We start from the raw sequence: 18,466 nt of genomic DNA on the forward strand, positions 1-18,466 counted from the left end.
ACGAGAGGTGGCGCCCGGACTTTCCCCGGGCGCCGCATCCCTACAGGACAATCGCCATGACCGATCTTTCCGCGCCGATCAAACCGGCCGCCATGACGATGGAGGCGCAGGCGCCGGGTCTGGCGCTACGCTCGCTCGTGATCGGCCTCACTGCGTTCCTGACCGTCGTCGATCTCTTCGCAACGCAGGCGATCCTGCCCTCGCTCACACGCCATTACGACGTCACGCCCGCGGCGATGAGCTTTGCCGTCAACGCCAGCACGTTCGGCATGGCCGCAGCCAGCCTCGTGATTGGCTTTCTCAGCCCGCATATCGACCGCCGTACCGGCATCCTGCTCAGCCTGATGCTGCTGGCGCTCCCGACCGGCCTGCTGGCGATCGCGCCAAATCTCGCCGTCTTCACCGCCCTGCGCGTCGCGCAGGGCCTGTGCATGGCCTCGGCCTTCGCGCTGACACTGGCTCATCTCGGCGAGCAATGCAGCGCGATGGACGCCGGCGGCGCCTTTGCCGCCTACATCACCGGAAATGTCGCCAGCAACCTCGTCGGCCGGCTGATCTCGGCCGCAATTGCCGACGGCCTGGGCCTCGCCTGGAATTTCTATCTGTTCGCAGCGCTCAATCTGGCCGGCGCAGTGCTGGTCTACTTCACGATCAGGCGCGTGCCGCCGATGCATGCGGCGGCGCCGGCGGCATCGCCGCTGGCCGCCACGATGGCGCATTGGCGCAATCCGCGATTGCGCGCGGCCTTCGGTATCGGATTCTGCATCCTGTTCGCCTTCATCGGCACCTTCACCTTCGTCAATTTCGTTCTGGTCCGGCCGCCGCTGTCGCTCGGGATGATGGATCTCGGCCTCGTCTACCTGGTGTTCCTGCCCTCGGTCGTCACGACATTGCTGGCGGGGCGGGTTGCCTCACGCATCGGAGCACGCCCGACGATCTGGGGCTCGCTCGCCGTTGCCGGCATCGGGCTGCCACTGATGCTGACTGGGCGGCTACCTGAAGTGCTCACCGGGATGGTGCTGGTCGCGGTCGGAACCTTCTTTGCGCAGGCGGCAGCGACCGGCTTCGTCGGACAGACGGCGACCGAGCACCGCGGCGTCGCCAGCGGCACCTATCTAGCGTGCTACTTCTGTGGGGGTCTAGTCGGCACCGCCGTGCTCGGCCGACTGTTCGATGCCTTCGGCTGGCACGCTTGCATGACTGGCGTGGGCATAGCCCTTGCGGCCGCTGGCCTGCTCGCACTGAAACTGAAGCGCTAGCGCTTGGCCGGCACTTCCTGCGGCGGTTCGTCGTCGGCGATGGCGCGCCAGGCGGCGCCGTCGAGATCGTCGTACTGGCCGCTTCTGAGCGACCACAGGAAGGCGACGAGACCAGCGCCGCCGAGCATCAGCGCCAGCGGGACCAGGATGACCAGGATCTCCATCACAAGATCTCCCGCGAGGCGCTACGCGCGCGCAGCGAATTCAGCATCACCAGGATCGAGGATCCGCTCATGGCCGCCGCCGCGATCAGGGGCGTCACGACGCCGCTGATCGCAACCGGCACCGCGAGCACGTTGTAGCCGATCGCAAGCCAGAGATTCTGCCGCATCAGATGCAGCGCCTTGCGCGAGGCGTCGATGGCGGCAACCACCGGTGCCAGCGGCCGGCCGAGGAAGACGAGATCGGCGGTGGCCTGGCTCAAATGCGCCGCCGAAATCGGCGACATCGAAACATGGGCTGCCGCCAGCGAAGGCGCGTCGTTCATGCCGTCGCCAACCATCAGCACCTTGGCGCCGCGCCGCTTCAATTCCTCGATCCGCGCGATCTTGTCGGCCGGCGTGACGCCGGCACGCCATTCCGCGATGCCCAGCGCATGGGCCGCCGCGATCACTGCCGGCTCCCGATCGCCGGAGAGAATCTCAATGCCGATGTTGCGCGCCTTCAGCGCCGCGATCACGGCCTGCGCATCCGGACGCAGGCCCTGGCGGACCGAGAGGATGAACCTTTCGCTGCCCTTGCTGAAAGCGACGATGGAAGCTTCGGGATCGACAACGGCGCTCCCAACCAGCGCCTCGGCACCGCAGAAGGAGGGGCGGCCGAGGCGAAGCTCGACGCCCTCCACGGTCGCACGGACGCCCTGCCCGGCCTCTTCGACCGCACCGACAACAGGCGATCTGGCGCCGGCCGCCTGCGCCACGGCGGCGGCGACCGGATGATGGCTCGACAGCGCGAGCCGGCCGGCGAGTTCGAAGATGTCGGCGGGGATATTGGCGGCATTCATCACTTCGAGATCGGGCAGCGTCAGCGTGCCGGTCTTGTCGAAGATGACATGGTCGGCTTCGGCCAGCCGCTCGATCGCATCGCCGGAATTCAGCAGCACCCCGGACTTGAACATCGCGCCGGAGGCGACCGTCTGCACGGTCGGAATGGCGAGCCCCAGCGCGCAGGGACAGGTGATGATCAGCACGGCAACGCCCGTCACGATCGCATCATGCCAGGACGCGCCGGCGATGACCCAACCGAGGATGGTCAGAAGCGCGGTCGCATGCACCACCGGCGCGTAGAGACGCGAAGCACGGTCGGCAAGCCGCATGTAGCGCGAGCGCGCCTGCAGCGCGTTGTCGAGCAGCCGCGTGATCTCGGCGAGCAGCGTCGCCTCGGACGCCGCCGAGACCCGCACCCGCAACGTGCCGGAGATGTTCATCGAGCCCGCATAGACCGGCGCGCCCTGCCCGGCCGTGACATAGAGCGTCTCGCCGGTGATCAGGCTCTGGTCGATCTCCGAACGGCCCTCGATCACGGTGCCGTCGACCGCACAGCGCTCGCCGGGCCTGAGCAGCACGATGTCGCCCGGATGGATCGCGGCCACCGGCACCTGCGAGATCTCGTCGGAGCCGACGAACTTCGCGGCCGTCTCCGCCTTCAGCGCCGCGAGATTGCCGGCGACCGCGCGGGTCCGCCGCCGCATGTTCTGGTCGAGGAAGCGGCCGACGAGCAGGAAGGTCAGCAGCATGATCGCCGCGTCGAAATAGGCGTGCTCGGCGTGGTGGATGGTCTCGACTACAGACATGCCGAGCGCGAGGATCACGCCGATCGAGATCGGCACGTCCATGTTGGTCGTCTTCGCCGACAGCGCACGCCAGGCCGAGCGAAAGAACGGCTGGCCGGCATAGGCCGCCGCCGGCAATGCGATCAGCGCCGACAGCCAGTGGAAGAAGTCGCGCTGCTCGGGCAGCATGTCCGAGACGTTGCCCGACCACACCGGGATCGACAGCATCATCACGTTCATGGTGGCAAAGGCGGCGACGCCGAGGCAGCGTAGCAGGAAACGTGATTCGGCGACCTCGGACGCTTCCGCGCTCTCGGTCTCGAACGGATAGGCCTTGTAGCCGAGCTCCTCGAGGCGATCGATGAACCGACCTGGGTCGAGCGTGCCAGCCTTCCATTCCAGCGCGACGCGGCGGTCGGTGAGGTTGACGCGCGCCAGCGTGACGTCAGGAACGGCGGACAGGCCGCGTTCGATCTTGGCCATGCATCCGGCGCAATGAACGCCTTCCACCGCGAGATCGATGTGCTGGACGCCCTCGGCCGCAGCCCGGACGTAGTGCGAAAAATCCCGCGTGACGTGCATGTCGAAGTCCTTCAGTTCAGGATCACGCGATTACGCGACAGGAACACGCGCGTCCCCCGCGCCTCGCCCTCGATCACCAGATCCCATTGGCCCGGCGCGACGGAGGCGGCATTGCCGCGATAGAGGCCGATGCCGGCTTCGGTGAGCTCGACGGCGAGATCGGCGCGCTTGTCGGTCGGCCGCTCCAGCCGGCCGCCGAATTTAAGTCCGGCGATCGGCTGGCCGCCGGCATCGCGTGCTTCGACCTGAAGCAAGGCACCGCCGTCGCTGCGGCGCTCGATATGGGCGTTGACCTTCCATTTGCGCGCGGTCTGGTCCTGCGCTGCCGAGATCTCGCGATCATAGGTCAGTCCCGCGGCATAGGGGCTGTCGACCTCGGTGCCGGGCAGCGTCGCGATCGCGAGCTTCATCATGGTGACGTTGACGCCGATCACGAGGCCGAAAAAGGCGACCAGCATCAGGAAGACCTTGGTTCCGGTCAGCGGCTTGGATGCCATGATAGTCTCCTGGATCTACGGCGCGACGAAATTGTCGACGGCGCTCGCGGCGACGCCGAGGCCAATGTCCATGACGTGAAAGCGGACGGGAATCGACTTCTCCGGATTGTTCTCGGCCGGCGCGGTGACGAGCAGCCGCAGCTCACTGGTGGAGTCGCGCGGAATCACGATGATCGGCCTATCAGGCGTCACCGAATCGACGCCGACGACATGCATCGTGGGGTTGGCTGGCCCCTCCACGTCGATGGCGATAGCGCGGTCGTAGCCGCTCTTGTTCAGCAGGCGCACCGTGTAGGCGTTGCGGATCGAGCCGTCGCTGAGCTTGACCGCAACCGGATTGCGATCGTGCAGCACGTTGACGTCGAGCAGGCGGCGCGTCGCCAGCGTGTAGACCATGAAGCCGCCGATGGCCGCGATGATCGCGCTGTAGACGATGGTGCGGGGCCGGACGATCCGGTAGATCGGCGCCTTGCCCTCCTGGCGGCGATGGATGTTGATGTCGTTGTCGTAACCGATCAGTCGCTTCGGCCGGCCGATCTTGGTCATGACGTTGTCGCAAGCGTCGATGCACAGGCCGCACTGGATGCATTCCATCTGCGGTCCGTTGCGGATATCGATGCCGGTCGGGCAAACCGCGACGCATTGGTAGCAATCGACGCAATCGCCAACCTGCTCGCCGAGCGCGCGCAGTTCGGCGGCCTTCTTGACCGAGGTGCGCTTCTCGCCGCGATCGTAGCGGTAGGTGACGTTCAGCGCCCATTCGTCGGTGAGCGCGGCCTGGATGCGCGGCCACGGGCACATATAGGTACAGACCTGCTCGCGCATGTAGCCGGCGAGCAGATAGGTCGTCGCCGTGAGGATTCCGATCCAGACATAGGCAATCATCGGGCCCTGGAAGGTGACGAGCTCCTTCACCAGGGTTGGCGCGTCGTTGAAGTAGAGCACCCAGGCGCCGCCGGTCCACCAGGCGATCATGAGCCAGATCGAATGCTTGAGCACGATCTCGGAGATCCGCTCGAGCTTCAACGGGTCGGACGATTTGTCCTTCTTCATCCGCTCGCGCCGGTCACCCTCGACCAGGCGTTCGACGGCATAGAACAGGTCGGTCCAGACCGTCTGCGGGCAGAGATAGCCGCACCAGATGCGACCACCGACCGAGTTCATCAGGAACAGCGCTACCGCGGCCACGATCAACAGGCCGGTGAAGTAGTAGACCTCCTGCGGCCACAGCTCGATGAAGAAGAAGTAGAAGCGGCCATTGGGAAGATCGATCAGCACCGCCTGGCTGGGGGCGCCGAGTCCGCGGTTCCAGCGCACGAACGGCAGGAAATAATAGACGCCGAGGCAGATCGCCATCAGGCTCCATTTGATCCGGCGGAACGTGCCGGAGACGCTCTGGGGATAGACCTTCTTGTGGGCTGCGTAGAGCGGCCCGTTGTCATCGTCCAATGTGAGGTCTTTGGGGTTCACGGTCTTGTTCATCGCCTGGTGCTTCTCGAAAAGGTGCGATTGAACCTAGACCCGACACCGCCGCGTCAGTTGATCCAGCGCAAACGGGGGCACTTTTGTTCACCCCCGTCTGCAGCGAGATCTGCTATTTTCCACCGCCCAGCGAATGGACGTAGACCGCCATTGCCTTGATGGTGGCGGGATCGAGCCGCCCTTCCCAGGCCGGCATCACGCCGGCGCGGCCCTGGCTGATGGTCTCGATCAGAGCCGCTTCGTCGGAGCCGTAGAGCCAGATCTTGTCGGTGAGGTTCGGGGCGCCCATTTCCAAATTGCCCTTGCCGCCGTCGCCGTGGCAGGCGACGCAATTCTCCGCAAAGATCTTCTCGCCCTTGGCGGCATCAAAGCCGTTGCGGGTCGAAAGGCCCGACAGCGACCGCACGTAGTTGGCGACCGTGACGATCTCGTCGGCCTTCAGCACGCCGTCCTTGCCGAAGGCGAGCATCTGGCCCTCATGGGTCTTGGCATGACCGGAGCGCGCGCCGAACTGGATGGTCTGCATGATCTGGTCGAGCGTGCCGCCCCACAGCCAGTCGTCGTCGTTCAGGTTCGGATAGCCCTTGGCGCCGGCGGCACCCGAGCCGTGGCAAGGCGCGCAATTGTCGCCGAACACGGTCTTGCCCTTGGCGCGGGCGAGCGCCAGCAAGGCTGGGTCCTTCTCGATGTCGGCGAGCGAGGCGACGCCCAGCGCCGCCATCTTGTCACCTCGGATCTTCTCGAGGTTGGCGAGCTCGACCGCGACGTCGGCGCGCGAGGAGTAGCCGAACATGCCCGTGGTATTGCTGGAGATCAGCGGCCAGGCCGGATAGACGATCCAGTAGCCGATCGACCAGATGATGGTGAGGTAGAACGAGATCACCCACCAGCGCGGCAGCGGTGTGTTGAGCTCCTTGATACCGTCCCACTCGTGTCCAGTCGTGGACTTGCCGGAGACGGAATCGATGTCGCTATGATGATCGGTCATGGTCTCTCACTCCTCCCGCAACGGCAGGTGCGCTGCTTCGTCGAAGACAGCCTTGTTACGGGGCCAAAATGCGTAGGCGATGATCGCGAGAAAGATCGCGACGAACACCGGGGTCCAGATCGTCGTCACGAGCTCGGACGCTAGATTATGGACTGACAGGATAGCTTTCATCGTTCATGCCTTCTCAGCGAAGATTGGCTTTCTCGTTGTAGATCTTGAAGTCGACCAGCGTGCCGAGCATCTGCAGGTACGCGACCAGCGCGTCCATCTCGGTCGGCGTGCCGGCCTTGCCGTCGAAATTGCGCACGACGGCTTTGGCGTAGCGCTTGTTGAAGGCGTCGCCGCCGGAATTGTCCGGGTCGGCCTGGGCCTTCATGTCGGCGCCCGCGTTGGCGATCTGGTCGTCCGTATAAGGCGTGCCGACGGCCTTCAGCGTGCGCATGTGGTCGGCGATCGTATCCGGATCGACCTCGATCTGGCTGAGGAACGGATAGCCCGGCATCACCGACTGCGGCACGATCGCGCGCGGGTTGGTCAGATGGGTGACGTGCCAGTCGTCGGAATACTTTGCGCCGACTCGGGCAAGGTCGGGACCGGTGCGCTTCGAGCCCCACTGGAACGGATGGTCGTACATGCTCTCCGCGGCGAGCGAGAAGTGGCCGTAGCGCTCGACCTCGTCGCGCAGCGGGCGGACCATCTGCGAGTGGCAGAGATAGCAGCCCTCGCGGACATAGACGTTGCGGCCCGCCAGCTCCAGCGGCGTGTAGGGCCTGACCCCGTCGACCTTCTCGATCGTGCTCTTGAGGTAGAACAGCGGGGTGATCTCGACGAGCCCGCCGATCGCGATCACCAGCAGGATGCCGACGATCAGGATGATCGAGTTCTTTTCGAAGATTTGGTGGCGTGTCCAGAACGACATGGTGGAGCTCCTCATTCCGCCGGCTGAAGAGCGACGGGCATCTGGACTTCCGCCTCGCCGACGCGAACGGTCATCCAGAGGTTATAGGCCATGATCAACGAGCCGATCAGGAACAGCCCGCCGCCGGCGGCGCGGATGATGTAGAAGGGATGCATCGCCTCGACGGTCTCGATGAAGGAATATTCGAGGAAGCCGAGCGAGGTGTAGGCGCGCCACATCAGGCCCTGGAGGATGCCGGACACCCACATCGCCGAGATGTAGAGGACGATGCCGAGGGTCGCGACCCAGAAGTGCCAGTTGACGAGCTTCAGGCTGTAGAGCCCCTTGCGATTCCAGGCCCACGGCACCAGGCAGTAGAGCGCGCCGAAGGACACGAAGCCGACCCAGCCGAGCGCGCCGGAGTGCACGTGGCCGATGGTCCAGTCGGTGTAGTGGCTGAGCGAGTTGACCACCTTGATCGACATCATCGGGCCTTCGAAGGTCGACATGCCGTAGAAGGCGACGGAGACCACGAGCATGCGCAGCACGGGATCGGTGCGCAGCTTGTCCCAGGCACCCGACAGCGTCATCAGGCCGTTGATCATGCCGCCCCAGGAGGGCATCCACAGCATGATCGAGAAGGTCATGCCCAACGTCTGCGTCCAGTCCGGCAGCGCCGTGTAGTGCAGATGGTGGGGACCTGCCCAGATGTAGAGGAAGATCAGCGCCCAGAAGTGGATGATCGACAGCCGGTAGGAATAGATCGGCCGCTCGGCGCGCTTCGGGATGAAGTAGTACATGATGGCGAGGAAGCCGGCGGTCAGGAAGAAGCCGACCGCGTTGTGGCCGTACCACCACTGGAACATGGCGTCCTGGATGCCGCCCCAGGCGACGTAGGACTTCGAGCCGAACACCGAGACGGGAAGCGCCGGGTTGTTGCCGAGATGCAGCACCGCGATCGTCACGATGAAGGCGAGATAGAACCAGTTCGCGACGAAGATGTGCGGCTCCTTGCGCTTGATGACGGTGGCAAGGAAGACGAGCAGATAGACGACCCAGACGATGGTCAGCCACAGGTCGGCATACCATTCCGGCTCGGCATATTCCTTCGATTGAGTGACGCCGAGCAGATAGCCGGTGCCGGCGATCAGAATGAAGAAATTGTAGCCCACCACGACGAACCAGGGCGCGAGGTCGCCGGCGAGGCGCGCGCGGCAGGACTTCTGCACCACGTAGAAGGAGGTCGCGATCAGCACGTTGCCGCCGAAGGCGAAGATCACGGCGGAGGTGTGCAGCGGCCGCAGGCGGCCGAAGCTGGTCCAGGGCAGGTCGAAGTTCAGCGCAGGCCATGCCAGCTGCGAGGCGATGATGAGGCCGACGAGGAAGCCAGCAATGCCCCAGAACATCGCCATGAAGGAGGAGAATTTGATCGGGCCCATGTTGTAGTTCGGGCGCCCGTTGATCTCCTGTGGCGGCAGCGCCACCGGACGGTCGAGGTAGCGGTTGACGATGACGAACACCGCAGCAAGGCTCGCCGCCGCGCTGAGCGCGGCGTGGAAGGCGAACGGCGCATCGAGCGCCTTGGCCGAAGCGACCACGCAGAGGAAAGCGGTGACTGCGAACACGACAGCCAGGCCGCTTTCACCGATGGTCATGGATTTGGAAATGGAGGGCTGGCTCATGCGGATTCTCTCTGAAAGAACACAGCGCCAGAAACCACATTCACCCTCACTCGGAATTGATTGAAATCAAGAGCGGCACTTAAGTTCTTTCGGAGCAGGCGATGATCTTGCTGGTTCCCTTGAAATCTCGACACACGAGCACGCCGCCCGGCGTGACGCGCAAGCGGGAATAGCCTCCGTATGATCACGGAGGCGACAATGAAATCGATCAGGGATAGTGCGTCAGTCGCGCGCCGTCGCCTTCAGCGCCGCGATGACATCCTCACGGGCGATGATTCCGACCAGCTTCTGCGCACCATCGAGCACGATGATGCTCCTGATGCGGTGCTCCACCATGATCTGGAGCACGCGCGTCAGCCGCGTGTCGGGGCTGACATAGATGAACTCGGGCGTCATGACGTCGCCGATCTTGCGGCTCATCAGGTCGTGATAGCGCGGCAGCATCTGGCTCGGCGTGAAGGCGAAGCACTTCAGGATGTCGAATTTGGTGACGATGCCGACCACCTGCCCGTCGTCCTCGACCGGATAGGAGTTGAAATCGTCGGTCTCGAACATCTGGCTGAGCTCGAGCAGGTCACGGTCGCGCTGCACCGCCTTGACGTTGCGCGTCATGTAGCCGTCGACGGTCTGTTCAAGAAATCTGTACACGGCGCGTCCTCCTCGATTCGATTCTGGCCGGCCGTCAGTGCGACAGCAGCACGCTGCGGGCGGTCTGCGTGACCAGATATTGGGTGACGCCTCCCAGGATCAGTTCACGAAACCTCGAATGACCATAGGCACCCGCAACGATCAGTCCGGCATCGACGTCGCCGGCGACCTTCTCCAATTGCGCGGCGGCGGTTTCGTTCCGGGCGCCTTCGCAGATCCGCGCGGCCGCGGTGACGCCGTGGCGGGCGAGCCAGGCGGCAACGTCGGTGACGCCGGCCATCACGACCGAACGGTCGTCGTCGCGCTCCGGAATTGTGGCGATGGTGACGTCTCCTGCCTTGCGCAGCATCGGAAGCGCATCGGCCACCGCCCGCCGCGCCTCCGGCGTGTCCTTCCACGCCACCAGCACATTCCGCAGATCGAGCCAGTTGATTCGATCAGGCACCACCAGCAACGGTCGGCCGACCTGCATCACCAAGTCCCTGGGGCTTGCGAGCGAAAAGGCATCGGAGAAGGCCGGACTCTGCCCGCCGCTGACGATGATGTCGGCGCAGCGCGCCTGAGCCAGGACGAACCGCGTGGGAAAATCCGTGGCGCAGCGCCATTCCACGCGCCCGCCGCGAGTCCGGGTCGCGGCGCGGAATTCCGCCTCCAGATCGCCCAGACACCGCTTGACTGAGGCCTCCTCCTGATCGATCAGGCGCTGGGCCTCCGCACCGTCGGTGAAATAAAGCGGCGGCGTAAACCGGGCTGCAGCAACCCCGACGAGCGTGGCCTCGAATCGTTCGGCGAGTTCGCCCGCGACCTGAAGACGCGCTTCGTTGGACTGGTCGAGCGCCAGGCTGACCATCACCGTCGCGTATGTCATCGGTATTCTCCAGTGCAAAGACTTTGGGAAAATTTACGCCTGCCTCCGCACATCGGGATGAGATAGATCAAGGAGGGCGCCGGCGCCCGACTTGCCGTCAATCGGCAAGCCGACAGAACTTGCCTCCGGCCCGGCCTTAGGCGACATTAGGGGAGCGGTAACCGCGTCCGGAGCCGCCGCATCAGGATGAGGAACATCATTTGTCGCCGACCCGCGTAACGCACTCGCAGGACGACGGTGGGGGCGAACGTTTTCGCGTTCGGATCGAAGGGTTTGGCGTCGGCACCTGGGATCTCGACCTCGCGACACGGGAATTGGATTGGTCCGATACCGCCAGAGCCCTGCTCGGCGTCGAGCCGGGTCAGCCGGCGAGCTACGATCTCTTCCTGTCGCGGCTTCAACCGACGGACAGGGAGCGGGTCGAGAGCGCAATCAAGCGCGTTTCCGAGCGTGGCGGCAGCTTCGACGTGTCTTTCAAGGTCGCGAACACCTCAGGCAACGGGCAATGGATCCGCGCCCGGGCCGGACTCATTCGGGACGAAGCCGGCACGGCGCGTCATCTCAGCGGCATCTTTCTCGACATCGACGAGGAAAAGCAGGTCGAGGAGGCGCTACGCACGCGCGAGACCCACCTCCGCTCGATTCTCCATACTATTCCCGACGCCATGATCGTCATCGACGGCCACGGCATCATGCAGCTGTTCAGCACGGCCGCGGAGCGCCTGTTCGGCTGGTCCGAGCACGAGGCGATCGGTCAGAACGTCAGCATTCTGATGCCGGAGCCCGATCGCACCCGCCATGACGGCTACATCGCCCGCTACCGCTCCACGAACGATCCGCACATCATCGGCATCGGCCGCATCGTGACCGGGAAGCGCCGCGACGGCACGACCTTTCCGATGCACCTGTCGATCGGCGAGATGGAATCCGCCGGCGAGCCCTATTTCACCGGATTCGTCCGCGACCTCACCGAGCACCAGCAGACCCAGGCCCGGCTCCAGGAATTGCAATCCGAGCTGGTCCACGTCTCGCGACTGACCGCGATGGGCGAAATGGCCTCCGCGCTCGCCCACGAGCTCAACCAGCCGCTGGCCGCGATCAGCAATTACATGAAGGGATCGCGGCGGCTGCTCGCCGGCAGCACCGACGCGAACACGCCGAAGATCGAAAGCGCGCTGGATCGCGCGGCGGAGCAGGCCTTGCGCGCCGGTCAGATCATCCGGCGTCTGCGCGACTTCGTCTCGCGCGGCGAGTCGGAGAAGCGGGTCGAGAGCCTGTCCAAGCTGATCGAGGAGGCCGGCGCGCTCGGGCTCGCCGGCGCGCGCGAGCAGAACGTGCAGCTCCGCTTCAGCCTCGATCCCGACGCCGATCTCGTCCTCGCCGACCGGGTGCAGATCCAGCAGGTGCTGGTCAATCTGTTCCGCAACGCGCTGGAGGCGATGGCGCAGTCGTCGCGCCGCGAGCTCGTCGTGGCCAACACCCGCGTCGCCGACGACATGATCGAGGTGGAGGTCTCCGACACCGGCTCCGGCTTCCAGGGCGACGTCATTCCAAACCTGTTTCAGACCTTCTTCACCACCAAGGAAACCGGCATGGGCGTGGGACTGTCCATCAGCCGCTCGATCATCGAGGCTCACGGCGGCCGCATGTGGGCCGAGAGCAATGCATCGGGCGGCGCGACATTCCGCTTTACCTTGCCGGCGACCGCCGAGAACTGACTGACGAGAACCAATTCATGACCACCAAGGGACATATCTACGTCATCGACGACGATGCGGCGATGCGGGATTCGCTGAACTTCCTGCTGGATTCGGCCGGCTTCGGCGTCACGCTGTTCGACAATGCGCAGAGCTTCATCGATGCCCTGCCCGGCCTCGCCTTCGGCTGCGTCGTCTCCGACGTGCGCATGCCGGGACTCGACGGGATCGAGCTGCTCAAGCGGATGAAGGCGCAGCAGAGCCCGTTTCCGATCCTGATCATGACCGGTCATGGCGACGTGCCGCTCGCGGTCGAGGCGATGAAGCTGGGGGCGGTCGACTTCCTGGAAAAGCCGTTCGAGGACGACCGCCTCACCACCATGATCGAATCGGCGATCCGCCAGGCCGAGCCCGCCGCCAAGAGCGACGCCGTCACGCAGGACATCGCCGCCCGCGTCGCCTCCTTGAGCCCCCGGGAGCGCCAGGTCATGGAGGGGCTGATCGCGGGCCTGTCCAACAAGCTGATCGCCCGCGAATACGACATCAGCCCGCGCACCATCGAGGTCTACCGCGCCAACGTCATGACCAAGATGCAAGCCAACAGCCTGTCGGAGCTGGTCCGCCTCGCAATGCGCGCCGGCATGCTCAACGATTGAGGCATGTCGGATAGAGGCAAACGGGATTGAGCCAAGTCAAGGCCCCTTCCCGGCGCCGTGCTAGCCAAGCAGCATGATCGAGGTCGGTTCACATCACGAGCGGCCGTCGTCCTCAGCGCTCCCCACCGTCTACGTGGTCGATGATGATGCCGCCGTCCTGGGCTCTCTGCGGTTCCTGCTGGAAACCGACGGCTTTGCCGTGCGGACCTTCAGGAGCGGCACCGCGCTGCTCAACGCCGGCGGCGCGCCCGGGGCGGACTGCTACGTGATCGACTACAAGATGCCCGACATCAACGGCATCGAGCTTGCGGGCCGCCTGCGCGAGGCCGACCGCGGCGCCCCCGTGATCCTGATCACCGGCTATCCGGACGAGAACATCTCGACCCGTGCGGCTGCGGCGGGCGTCAAAGACGTGGTTTTGAAGCCGCTTCTCGACGAAACCCTGATCAAGCGCATTCGCCGCGCGATTCAGGACCGCTCCCGCGCGTGACCTACGGGATTCTACGTAGGTAGACCCCCTTAAGATATCGCTCGAAATTTTCGAAGCCCCCGATACCGCGTACCAAAGCGTCATCACAACGGAGATGGCGCAGATGCTCACCCAGACCCTCAACACCCAGGCGATCAACACCCAGATTGTTGGCAAGATCGCCCCCGGCCATCCCGTTACCGACCAGTTCGGCGCCATCACCGGCCATGTCGGCCTCGTCGCCACCGAGTTCTCCTACCGCAAGGACGAGGAGATCTATGGCGAGGACGAGCCGGCCGAATATGTCTACCAGGTCGTGTCCGGCGCAGTGAGCAGCTACAAGCTCCTGTCCGACGGCCGCCGCCAGATCGGCGCCTTCCATCTTCCCGGCGACGTGTTCGGCCTCGAATCCGGTCCCGCTCACCGCCTTGCTGCCGAAGCCATCATCGACACCACCGTGCGTCTCGTGAAGCGCGCCAGCCTCGAGAAGGCCGCAGGCACCGACGTCCAGGTCGCCCGCAAGCTCTGGGCCATGACCGCCTCCGAGCTGCGCCATGCCGAGGACCACATGCTGCTGCTGGGGCGCAAGACCGCGATGGAGCGCGTTGCGACCTTCCTGCTCGAAATGGACCGCCGCCTCGCCGTTGCCGGCATGATGGCGCTGCCGATGTGCCGCCGCGACATCGGCGACTATCTCGGCCTCACCCTCGAAACCGTGTCGCGCGCGCTGTCGCAGCTCCACGCCCAGGGCATTCTGGGCTTCTCCGGCGCCCGCCAGATCGTGTTGCGCAACCGCCAGCGCCTGCAACATCTCGACGCTTGAGCTTCGCCTGATCTTCCTCCTCCTACCCACTTGGCCGGCCGAACGCGTTTCGGCCGGCCTTTTTCTTTGGGCCGCGAATCATGCCGTGCGCCGCGTCTCCGGCATCACGAAGAGAATCAGCAAGAGCCCGGTCGCGGCCACACCCGACAGCCCGATGAAGGCGGTCGCATTGCCGAACTTGTCGCTGACATAGCCTCCGAGCACCGTGCTCAGCGACGCGCCGATGCCGGTCGCGGTGCCGACGATGCCCTGCGCCAGGTTGAAATGGCCGCTGCCAAAGGCGACGTCGGCCACGATCAGCGGAATCATCACCGCGAACACCGCCGCGGTGATGCCGTCAAACACCTGCACGGCGACCAGCAGATACGGATCGCGCACGGTCGCAAACAACAGGCCGCGAATCGCCAGCGCACCGAACCCGATCAGCAGCAGCGGCCGCCTGCCCCACGCTTGCGCCTTGCGGCCGACCGTCGGTGACAGCAGCGCCACGATCGCTTGCGGAACGACGATGCAAAAGGCGACGAGCACTGTCGCCCATTGGGCGGACCGCGCCGTCACTGCACTCGCCATCAGTGGCATCATCGCGGCATTCGCGAGTTGCAGCAGCAGCACGCTGAGCGCGAAGACGATGAGCGGACGCTGCCGGATCAGGTGCCAGATGTTGGTGTCGCCGCGATCCGCCGATTCGCGCGGCATCTCGCCATGACAGCGGGCGATGTCGACCTCATTCTCACGGATGCGCGAGAGCGCGATCAGGGTGGGGATCGCGAGCAGGAAGGTGACCAGGAAGACCGAGCGGCTCGACAACAGATAGCCCGCGGTACCCATCACCGCCGCGGCAACGCCATTGCCGAGGGAGGCAAAGCGCGCGTTGCGGCCGAGCCGCTCGCTGATCGCGAACGGGCCGACCAGACCAAGGCTGATCGCCGCAATCGCCGGCCCCAGCACGCAGCTCGCCGCCGCGTGCAAGGTGGCCGCGGCCACCACCACAGGAAAGATCGGCATCGCCGCATAGGCCAGCGCGCAAGCGCCGATGGTCGCGATCGCGAGGGCGGCGACCAGTCGCTCCGATTTCGCGGCATCGATGATCGCCCCGCCCGGCATCTGCCCGATCAACGCGACGATACCACCGATTGACAGCACGAGGCCGATCTCGACCTGGGTCCATTTCTGGGTCGTCAGATAGACCGCGATGAAGGGACCGAATCCGGTCTGCACGTCGGCGAGGAAGAAGATGAACCAGTCGAGGCCGCGCAGGCTCTGGCGCGACGGCGCAGGAATGCCCGCGGCCGATGGCGCGGCGACGTTGTCCTGCTCGGCGCGGCCGTCACGATCTGCATGGTTCGGCTTCCTCGACAACAGCACAGGCGGTCAGCCCTCCCGGCACCTCACTGGATCGCTTGCAGCGGTTGAAGGCTGCCGGATGCGCCGAGCACGACGATCGGCGTGTCTTCCTTGTATTCGGGCGCGGCCGCGACCTGCGCTTTGGTCAGTTCCAGCGTGATGCTGTCTTTCTTGTTGGCAATCTTGCCGAAGCGCAATGCGTTCCAATCCACCACGATCTTGCGGCTGCCGACGCCGAGAAATCCGCCGAAATCGATGGCTGCGGCGCGGACATGGCCGCCACGGTCGACGATGACGTCGACGATGCGGCCCATGTCTTCATCCGCGGCGCTACGCACGTCGCGGCCGAGCACGCCATGGGCCTCGCTCGCACCGATGATGGTCACCGACGGCGGCGGCGCTGCGTCCTTCGGCGTGACAGGGACGGCCGAGGTCGGCGACGGTACCGTCGGCGCTTTCGCCTCGCTCTGCCCTGCAGGCGGCTCCTCTGCGGCGCGCGACGTGGCCGCCGCCAGGCCCGCGACGATGGCTATGCCAAGGAACAACGCTCCGACCGCACGCATGACACTCTCCCCGCGCGCCGCTAGCGCGCCAGCACGATCGACACCTGGATCTGGCCTCGCGTGCGCAATACTTCCAGCGCCACGTCGTCGCCGTGGCGGCTGACGCGAAGATCGACGCTGGATTCGCCGAGTCTGAGATCGCGCAGGATCACCTCGTTGAGGAACGCCGGCAGATGCGGGTTGCGCAGGCGAATCTCGCTGCGCGCCACGTCGAACTCGATGCCGAGCGCCGCCTCCAGCAGCGTGAACGGCGTCGCGCTGGCCCAGGCCTGCGGCGCGCAGGCGACCGGATAGAGCGTCGGGCCGCGCCGCTTCTCGCGCCGGAAACCGCAGAACAATTCGGGCAACCGGCGCAAGTCCATATAGGTGGCGGCGTCGAACAGCCCCTTGAAGACATGAGCGACCGAATGCTTGAGGCCGTAGCGCGCGAGCCCGAGCGCGATCAGCGCGTTGTCGTGCGGCCAGATCGACCCGTCATGATATGACATCGGGTTGTAGCGCACTTCGCCCTGCGCGACGGTGCGGATACCCCAGCCCGAGAAGAAATGCGGCCGCATCAGATCGGCGGCGACGAGGCGGGCACGGTCCTCGCGGATCATGCCGCTGAACAGCACCTGGCCGGCGTTCGAAGTCCGCACCTTGCAGGGCCGCTTCCTGCCGTCGAGGGCGAGCGCGTAGGTGCCGAGCTCCTCGCACCAGAATGCCTTCTCGAAACGCTCGGCCAGCGTCCTGGCTTCGGCCTCGAGCTTGCGCACGCGGTCCGGCTTGCCGAGCCGCAGCGCGCAACGCGCGGCGAGCAGCTTGGCGGCGTAGACGTAGCCCTGGACTTCGGCGAGCGCGATGTTGCCTTCCGCAAGCTGGCCGTCGGCATGGAAGATCGCGTCGTAGGAATCCTTCCAACCCTGGTTGGCGAGTCCCTTCTCGGTGGCGCGCTGGTATTCGACGAAGCCGTCCTGGTCGGGATCGCCGGGACCGTTGATCCAGGCCAGCCCCGCCTCGATCGCCGGCCATAATTCGATCAAGGTCTTCTCGTCGCCGGTCCGTTCGAAATAGCTCCCGGCGAGCAGGACGAACAGCGCGGTCGAATCGACACTGCCGTAATATTGCGCGAACGGCACCTCGCGCAGCGCCGCCATCTCGCCGCCGCGCATCTCATGCAGGATCTTGCCCGGCGCGGCATCGGCGAGCGGATCTGTCGCCTTGGCCTGGAAATGCGCGAGCCGGCGCAAGACGCCCTTGGCGACGCGCGGATCGACCCACAGCATCTGGAGCGCGGTGATCAGGCCGTCGCGGCCGAACGTCGTCGAGTACCAGGGAATGCCGGCATAGGGATAACGCCCCTGCGGCGTCTCCGTCATCAGCATGTTGAGGTCGGCCATGGCCTGGCACAGCACCTCGTTGAAGATGTTATTAGAGGTCTCGATGCTGGCGGCGCCCATCGTGGACCGGCGCATCTCGCGGCGATGGGCGAGCAAGCCCCTGAAGAAGCGTGCGGGCTTCTCGGCGACCGGACGGTTGCAGGATACGGCTACGAACAGCGATTTCGATTCATGAGGGTCAAGCTCGAGCTGCCAGGTCGCGGCATTCACCGACAGCCGCGTCGGACGCGGGTCGAAATGCAGGCCCGTAGTGCGCTCGGTGTCGTCGAGGCCGCGATATTCGAACAGCACGTCGGTCGGCCCGAGCAATTTGCTCGTGCCGGTCCCGCGGCGCGGACGGCGCTCGCCGCGGACCTCGAACAGATCGGCAAAGTCGTTGTCGAACAGCAGCGTCAGCTCGAAACTGGCGCGGCCGTCGCCGTGGTTTTGCACGCCGATGCGCTGATAGGCCGTGCCGCGCCACAGGAAAATCGTGCGCACGATGTGCAGCAGGTCCTTCTGGAAGACGAGGCGGCCCTGCCGGTAGATGTCGGGATTGGTGAGATCGACGGTGAGCGCCGAATTGTCGTCGCGCAGGTTGGAGCCGAGCAACAGCGGCTGGAGATCGTCGAGCACGAGCTCCAGCCGCGCCAGATAGCGGGTGTCGTAGTGAAACAAGCCGTCCGGCCCGCCGGCCGACGCGCCGATGTCGCCATGGCTGTCGAGCACGATAAAGGTGTCGTCATGTTTCAGGGACCGCCGCGGCCGCGCGGCGGGCCCCGTCATCGGAATGTAGAACGTCTGCTCCGCGACGGCCTCCACCGTCTGCGATACGGAGATGATCTTGGTTACGGCTTCGGCTGCCATGAGCTGCTCCCCTG

At 65.2% G+C, this 18,466-nt stretch carries 18 protein-coding genes; 5 read left to right on the forward strand and 13 right to left on the reverse strand.

Going from position 1 to position 18,466, the window contains the following annotated elements:
* Nucleotides 1-56 precede the first annotated feature (56 nt).
* Nucleotides 57-1,259, forward strand: a complete 1,203-nt coding sequence (locus BM190_RS24210) for an MFS transporter (RefSeq protein ID WP_092259736.1) — start codon at nucleotides 57-59, stop codon at nucleotides 1,257-1,259.
* Here BM190_RS24210 and ccoS read toward each other — a convergent pair.
* The 10 genes from ccoS to BM190_RS24260 form a co-directional block, all read right to left on the reverse strand.
* The gene (ccoS, locus tag BM190_RS24215; protein WP_018322747.1) at nucleotides 1,256-1,423 is read right to left on the reverse strand and encodes a cbb3-type cytochrome oxidase assembly protein CcoS; all 168 of its coding nucleotides are present in this window, start codon (nucleotides 1,421-1,423) and stop codon (nucleotides 1,256-1,258) included. The genes BM190_RS24210 and ccoS overlap by 4 nt on opposite strands.
* Nucleotides 1,423-3,612 (reverse strand): cation-translocating P-type ATPase, encoded by a 2,190-nt coding sequence (locus BM190_RS24220; protein ID WP_092259738.1) that lies wholly within the window; start codon nucleotides 3,610-3,612, stop codon nucleotides 1,423-1,425. The genes ccoS and BM190_RS24220 overlap by 1 nt, the downstream gene beginning before the upstream one ends.
* Nucleotides 3,613-3,623: 11 nt before the next feature.
* A complete protein-coding gene (locus tag BM190_RS24225; RefSeq protein ID WP_092259740.1) occupies nucleotides 3,624-4,109 on the reverse strand; it encodes a FixH family protein in 486 nt (161 codons plus the stop codon).
* A gap of 15 nt (nucleotides 4,110-4,124) precedes the next feature.
* Nucleotides 4,125-5,591 (reverse strand): cytochrome c oxidase accessory protein CcoG, encoded by a 1,467-nt coding sequence (ccoG, locus tag BM190_RS24230; RefSeq protein ID WP_092259742.1) that lies wholly within the window; start codon nucleotides 5,589-5,591, stop codon nucleotides 4,125-4,127.
* Nucleotides 5,592-5,703: 112 nt separating this feature from the next.
* On the reverse strand, nucleotides 5,704-6,579 hold the full coding sequence (gene ccoP, locus BM190_RS24235; protein ID WP_018322743.1) for a cytochrome-c oxidase, cbb3-type subunit III: 876 nt from the start codon (nucleotides 6,577-6,579) through the stop codon (nucleotides 5,704-5,706).
* A 6-nt stretch (nucleotides 6,580-6,585) separates the two neighbouring features.
* A complete protein-coding gene (locus BM190_RS24240) occupies nucleotides 6,586-6,750 on the reverse strand; it encodes a cbb3-type cytochrome oxidase subunit 3 (protein ID WP_018322742.1) in 165 nt (54 codons plus the stop codon).
* A gap of 13 nt (nucleotides 6,751-6,763) precedes the next feature.
* Nucleotides 6,764-7,498, reverse strand: coding sequence for a cytochrome-c oxidase, cbb3-type subunit II (gene ccoO / locus BM190_RS24245; RefSeq protein WP_092259744.1), 735 nt, complete (start codon nucleotides 7,496-7,498; stop codon nucleotides 6,764-6,766).
* 11 nt (nucleotides 7,499-7,509) lie between these two features.
* Entirely contained in the window at nucleotides 7,510-9,159 is a 1,650-nt protein-coding gene (ccoN, locus tag BM190_RS24250) for a cytochrome-c oxidase, cbb3-type subunit I (RefSeq protein ID WP_018322740.1), read from the reverse strand.
* A gap of 222 nt (nucleotides 9,160-9,381) precedes the next feature.
* Complete coding sequence (locus tag BM190_RS24255) at nucleotides 9,382-9,807, reverse strand: CBS domain-containing protein (protein WP_092259746.1); 426 nt, start codon at nucleotides 9,805-9,807, stop codon at nucleotides 9,382-9,384.
* A gap of 34 nt (nucleotides 9,808-9,841) precedes the next feature.
* Complete coding sequence (locus tag BM190_RS24260) at nucleotides 9,842-10,675, reverse strand: universal stress protein (protein WP_092259748.1); 834 nt, start codon at nucleotides 10,673-10,675, stop codon at nucleotides 9,842-9,844.
* A gap of 200 nt (nucleotides 10,676-10,875) precedes the next feature.
* On the opposite strand from BM190_RS24260, the gene fixL reads away from it, so the two are divergent.
* The 4 genes from fixL to BM190_RS24280 all read left to right on the forward strand — a co-directional run bounded on the left by fixL (nucleotide 10,876) and on the right by BM190_RS24280 (nucleotide 14,320).
* Nucleotides 10,876-12,393 (forward strand): sensor protein FixL, encoded by a 1,518-nt coding sequence (gene fixL, locus BM190_RS24265; RefSeq protein WP_018322737.1) that lies wholly within the window; start codon nucleotides 10,876-10,878, stop codon nucleotides 12,391-12,393.
* 17 nt (nucleotides 12,394-12,410) lie between these two features.
* A complete protein-coding gene (fixJ, locus tag BM190_RS24270; protein ID WP_018322736.1) occupies nucleotides 12,411-13,028 on the forward strand; it encodes a response regulator FixJ in 618 nt (205 codons plus the stop codon).
* A gap of 73 nt (nucleotides 13,029-13,101) precedes the next feature.
* Nucleotides 13,102-13,518, forward strand: coding sequence for a response regulator transcription factor (locus BM190_RS24275; RefSeq protein ID WP_092259750.1), 417 nt, complete (start codon nucleotides 13,102-13,104; stop codon nucleotides 13,516-13,518).
* A gap of 103 nt (nucleotides 13,519-13,621) precedes the next feature.
* Nucleotides 13,622-14,320 (forward strand): helix-turn-helix domain-containing protein, encoded by a 699-nt coding sequence (locus tag BM190_RS24280; RefSeq protein WP_026202804.1) that lies wholly within the window; start codon nucleotides 13,622-13,624, stop codon nucleotides 14,318-14,320.
* A gap of 78 nt (nucleotides 14,321-14,398) precedes the next feature.
* Here BM190_RS24280 and BM190_RS24285 read toward each other — a convergent pair whose 3' ends face one another.
* The 3 genes from BM190_RS24285 to BM190_RS24295 are packed head-to-tail and all read right to left on the reverse strand — an operon-like array spanning nucleotide 14,399 to nucleotide 18,452.
* Complete coding sequence (locus tag BM190_RS24285; protein ID WP_092259752.1) at nucleotides 14,399-15,685, reverse strand: MFS transporter; 1,287 nt, start codon at nucleotides 15,683-15,685, stop codon at nucleotides 14,399-14,401.
* Nucleotides 15,686-15,708: 23 nt separating this feature from the next.
* A complete protein-coding gene (locus BM190_RS24290) occupies nucleotides 15,709-16,227 on the reverse strand; it encodes a PRC-barrel domain-containing protein (RefSeq protein WP_177237263.1) in 519 nt (172 codons plus the stop codon).
* 20 nt (nucleotides 16,228-16,247) lie between these two features.
* Nucleotides 16,248-18,452 (reverse strand): amylo-alpha-1,6-glucosidase, encoded by a 2,205-nt coding sequence (locus BM190_RS24295; protein WP_092259754.1) that lies wholly within the window; start codon nucleotides 18,450-18,452, stop codon nucleotides 16,248-16,250.
* Nucleotides 18,453-18,466 lie beyond the last annotated feature (14 nt).

This window comes from Bradyrhizobium sp. Rc3b, from assembly GCF_900114915.1.
In the GTDB taxonomy this organism is placed as follows: domain Bacteria; phylum Pseudomonadota; class Alphaproteobacteria; order Rhizobiales; family Xanthobacteraceae; genus Bradyrhizobium.

Bases quoted from the DNA above. Each gene is read 5' to 3' on its own strand.
- ccoS (WP_018322747.1), bottom strand. From the start codon at position 1,423: ATGGAGATCCTGGTCATCCTGGTCCCGCTGGCGCTGATGCTCGGCGGC.
- ccoO (WP_092259744.1), bottom strand. From the start codon at position 7,498: ATGTCGTTCTGGACACGCCACCAAATCTTCGAAAAGAACTCGATCATC.
- ccoP (WP_018322743.1), bottom strand. From the start codon at position 6,579: ATGACCGATCATCATAGCGACATCGATTCCGTCTCCGGCAAGTCCACG.
- BM190_RS24290 (WP_177237263.1), bottom strand. From the start codon at position 16,227: ATGCGTGCGGTCGGAGCGTTGTTCCTTGGCATAGCCATCGTCGCGGGC.
- BM190_RS24280 (WP_026202804.1), top strand. From the start codon at position 13,622: ATGCTCACCCAGACCCTCAACACCCAGGCGATCAACACCCAGATTGTT.
- BM190_RS24260 (WP_092259748.1), bottom strand. From the start codon at position 10,675: ATGACATACGCGACGGTGATGGTCAGCCTGGCGCTCGACCAGTCCAAC.
- BM190_RS24220 (WP_092259738.1), bottom strand. From the start codon at position 3,612: ATGCACGTCACGCGGGATTTTTCGCACTACGTCCGGGCTGCGGCCGAG.
- ccoN (WP_018322740.1), bottom strand. From the start codon at position 9,159: ATGAGCCAGCCCTCCATTTCCAAATCCATGACCATCGGTGAAAGCGGC.
- fixJ (WP_018322736.1), top strand. From the start codon at position 12,411: ATGACCACCAAGGGACATATCTACGTCATCGACGACGATGCGGCGATG.
- BM190_RS24240 (WP_018322742.1), bottom strand. From the start codon at position 6,750: ATGAAAGCTATCCTGTCAGTCCATAATCTAGCGTCCGAGCTCGTGACG.
- BM190_RS24225 (WP_092259740.1), bottom strand. From the start codon at position 4,109: ATGGCATCCAAGCCGCTGACCGGAACCAAGGTCTTCCTGATGCTGGTC.
- BM190_RS24275 (WP_092259750.1), top strand. From the start codon at position 13,102: ATGATCGAGGTCGGTTCACATCACGAGCGGCCGTCGTCCTCAGCGCTC.
- BM190_RS24210 (WP_092259736.1), top strand. From the start codon at position 57: ATGACCGATCTTTCCGCGCCGATCAAACCGGCCGCCATGACGATGGAG.
- ccoG (WP_092259742.1), bottom strand. From the start codon at position 5,591: ATGAACAAGACCGTGAACCCCAAAGACCTCACATTGGACGATGACAAC.
- BM190_RS24295 (WP_092259754.1), bottom strand. From the start codon at position 18,452: ATGGCAGCCGAAGCCGTAACCAAGATCATCTCCGTATCGCAGACGGTG.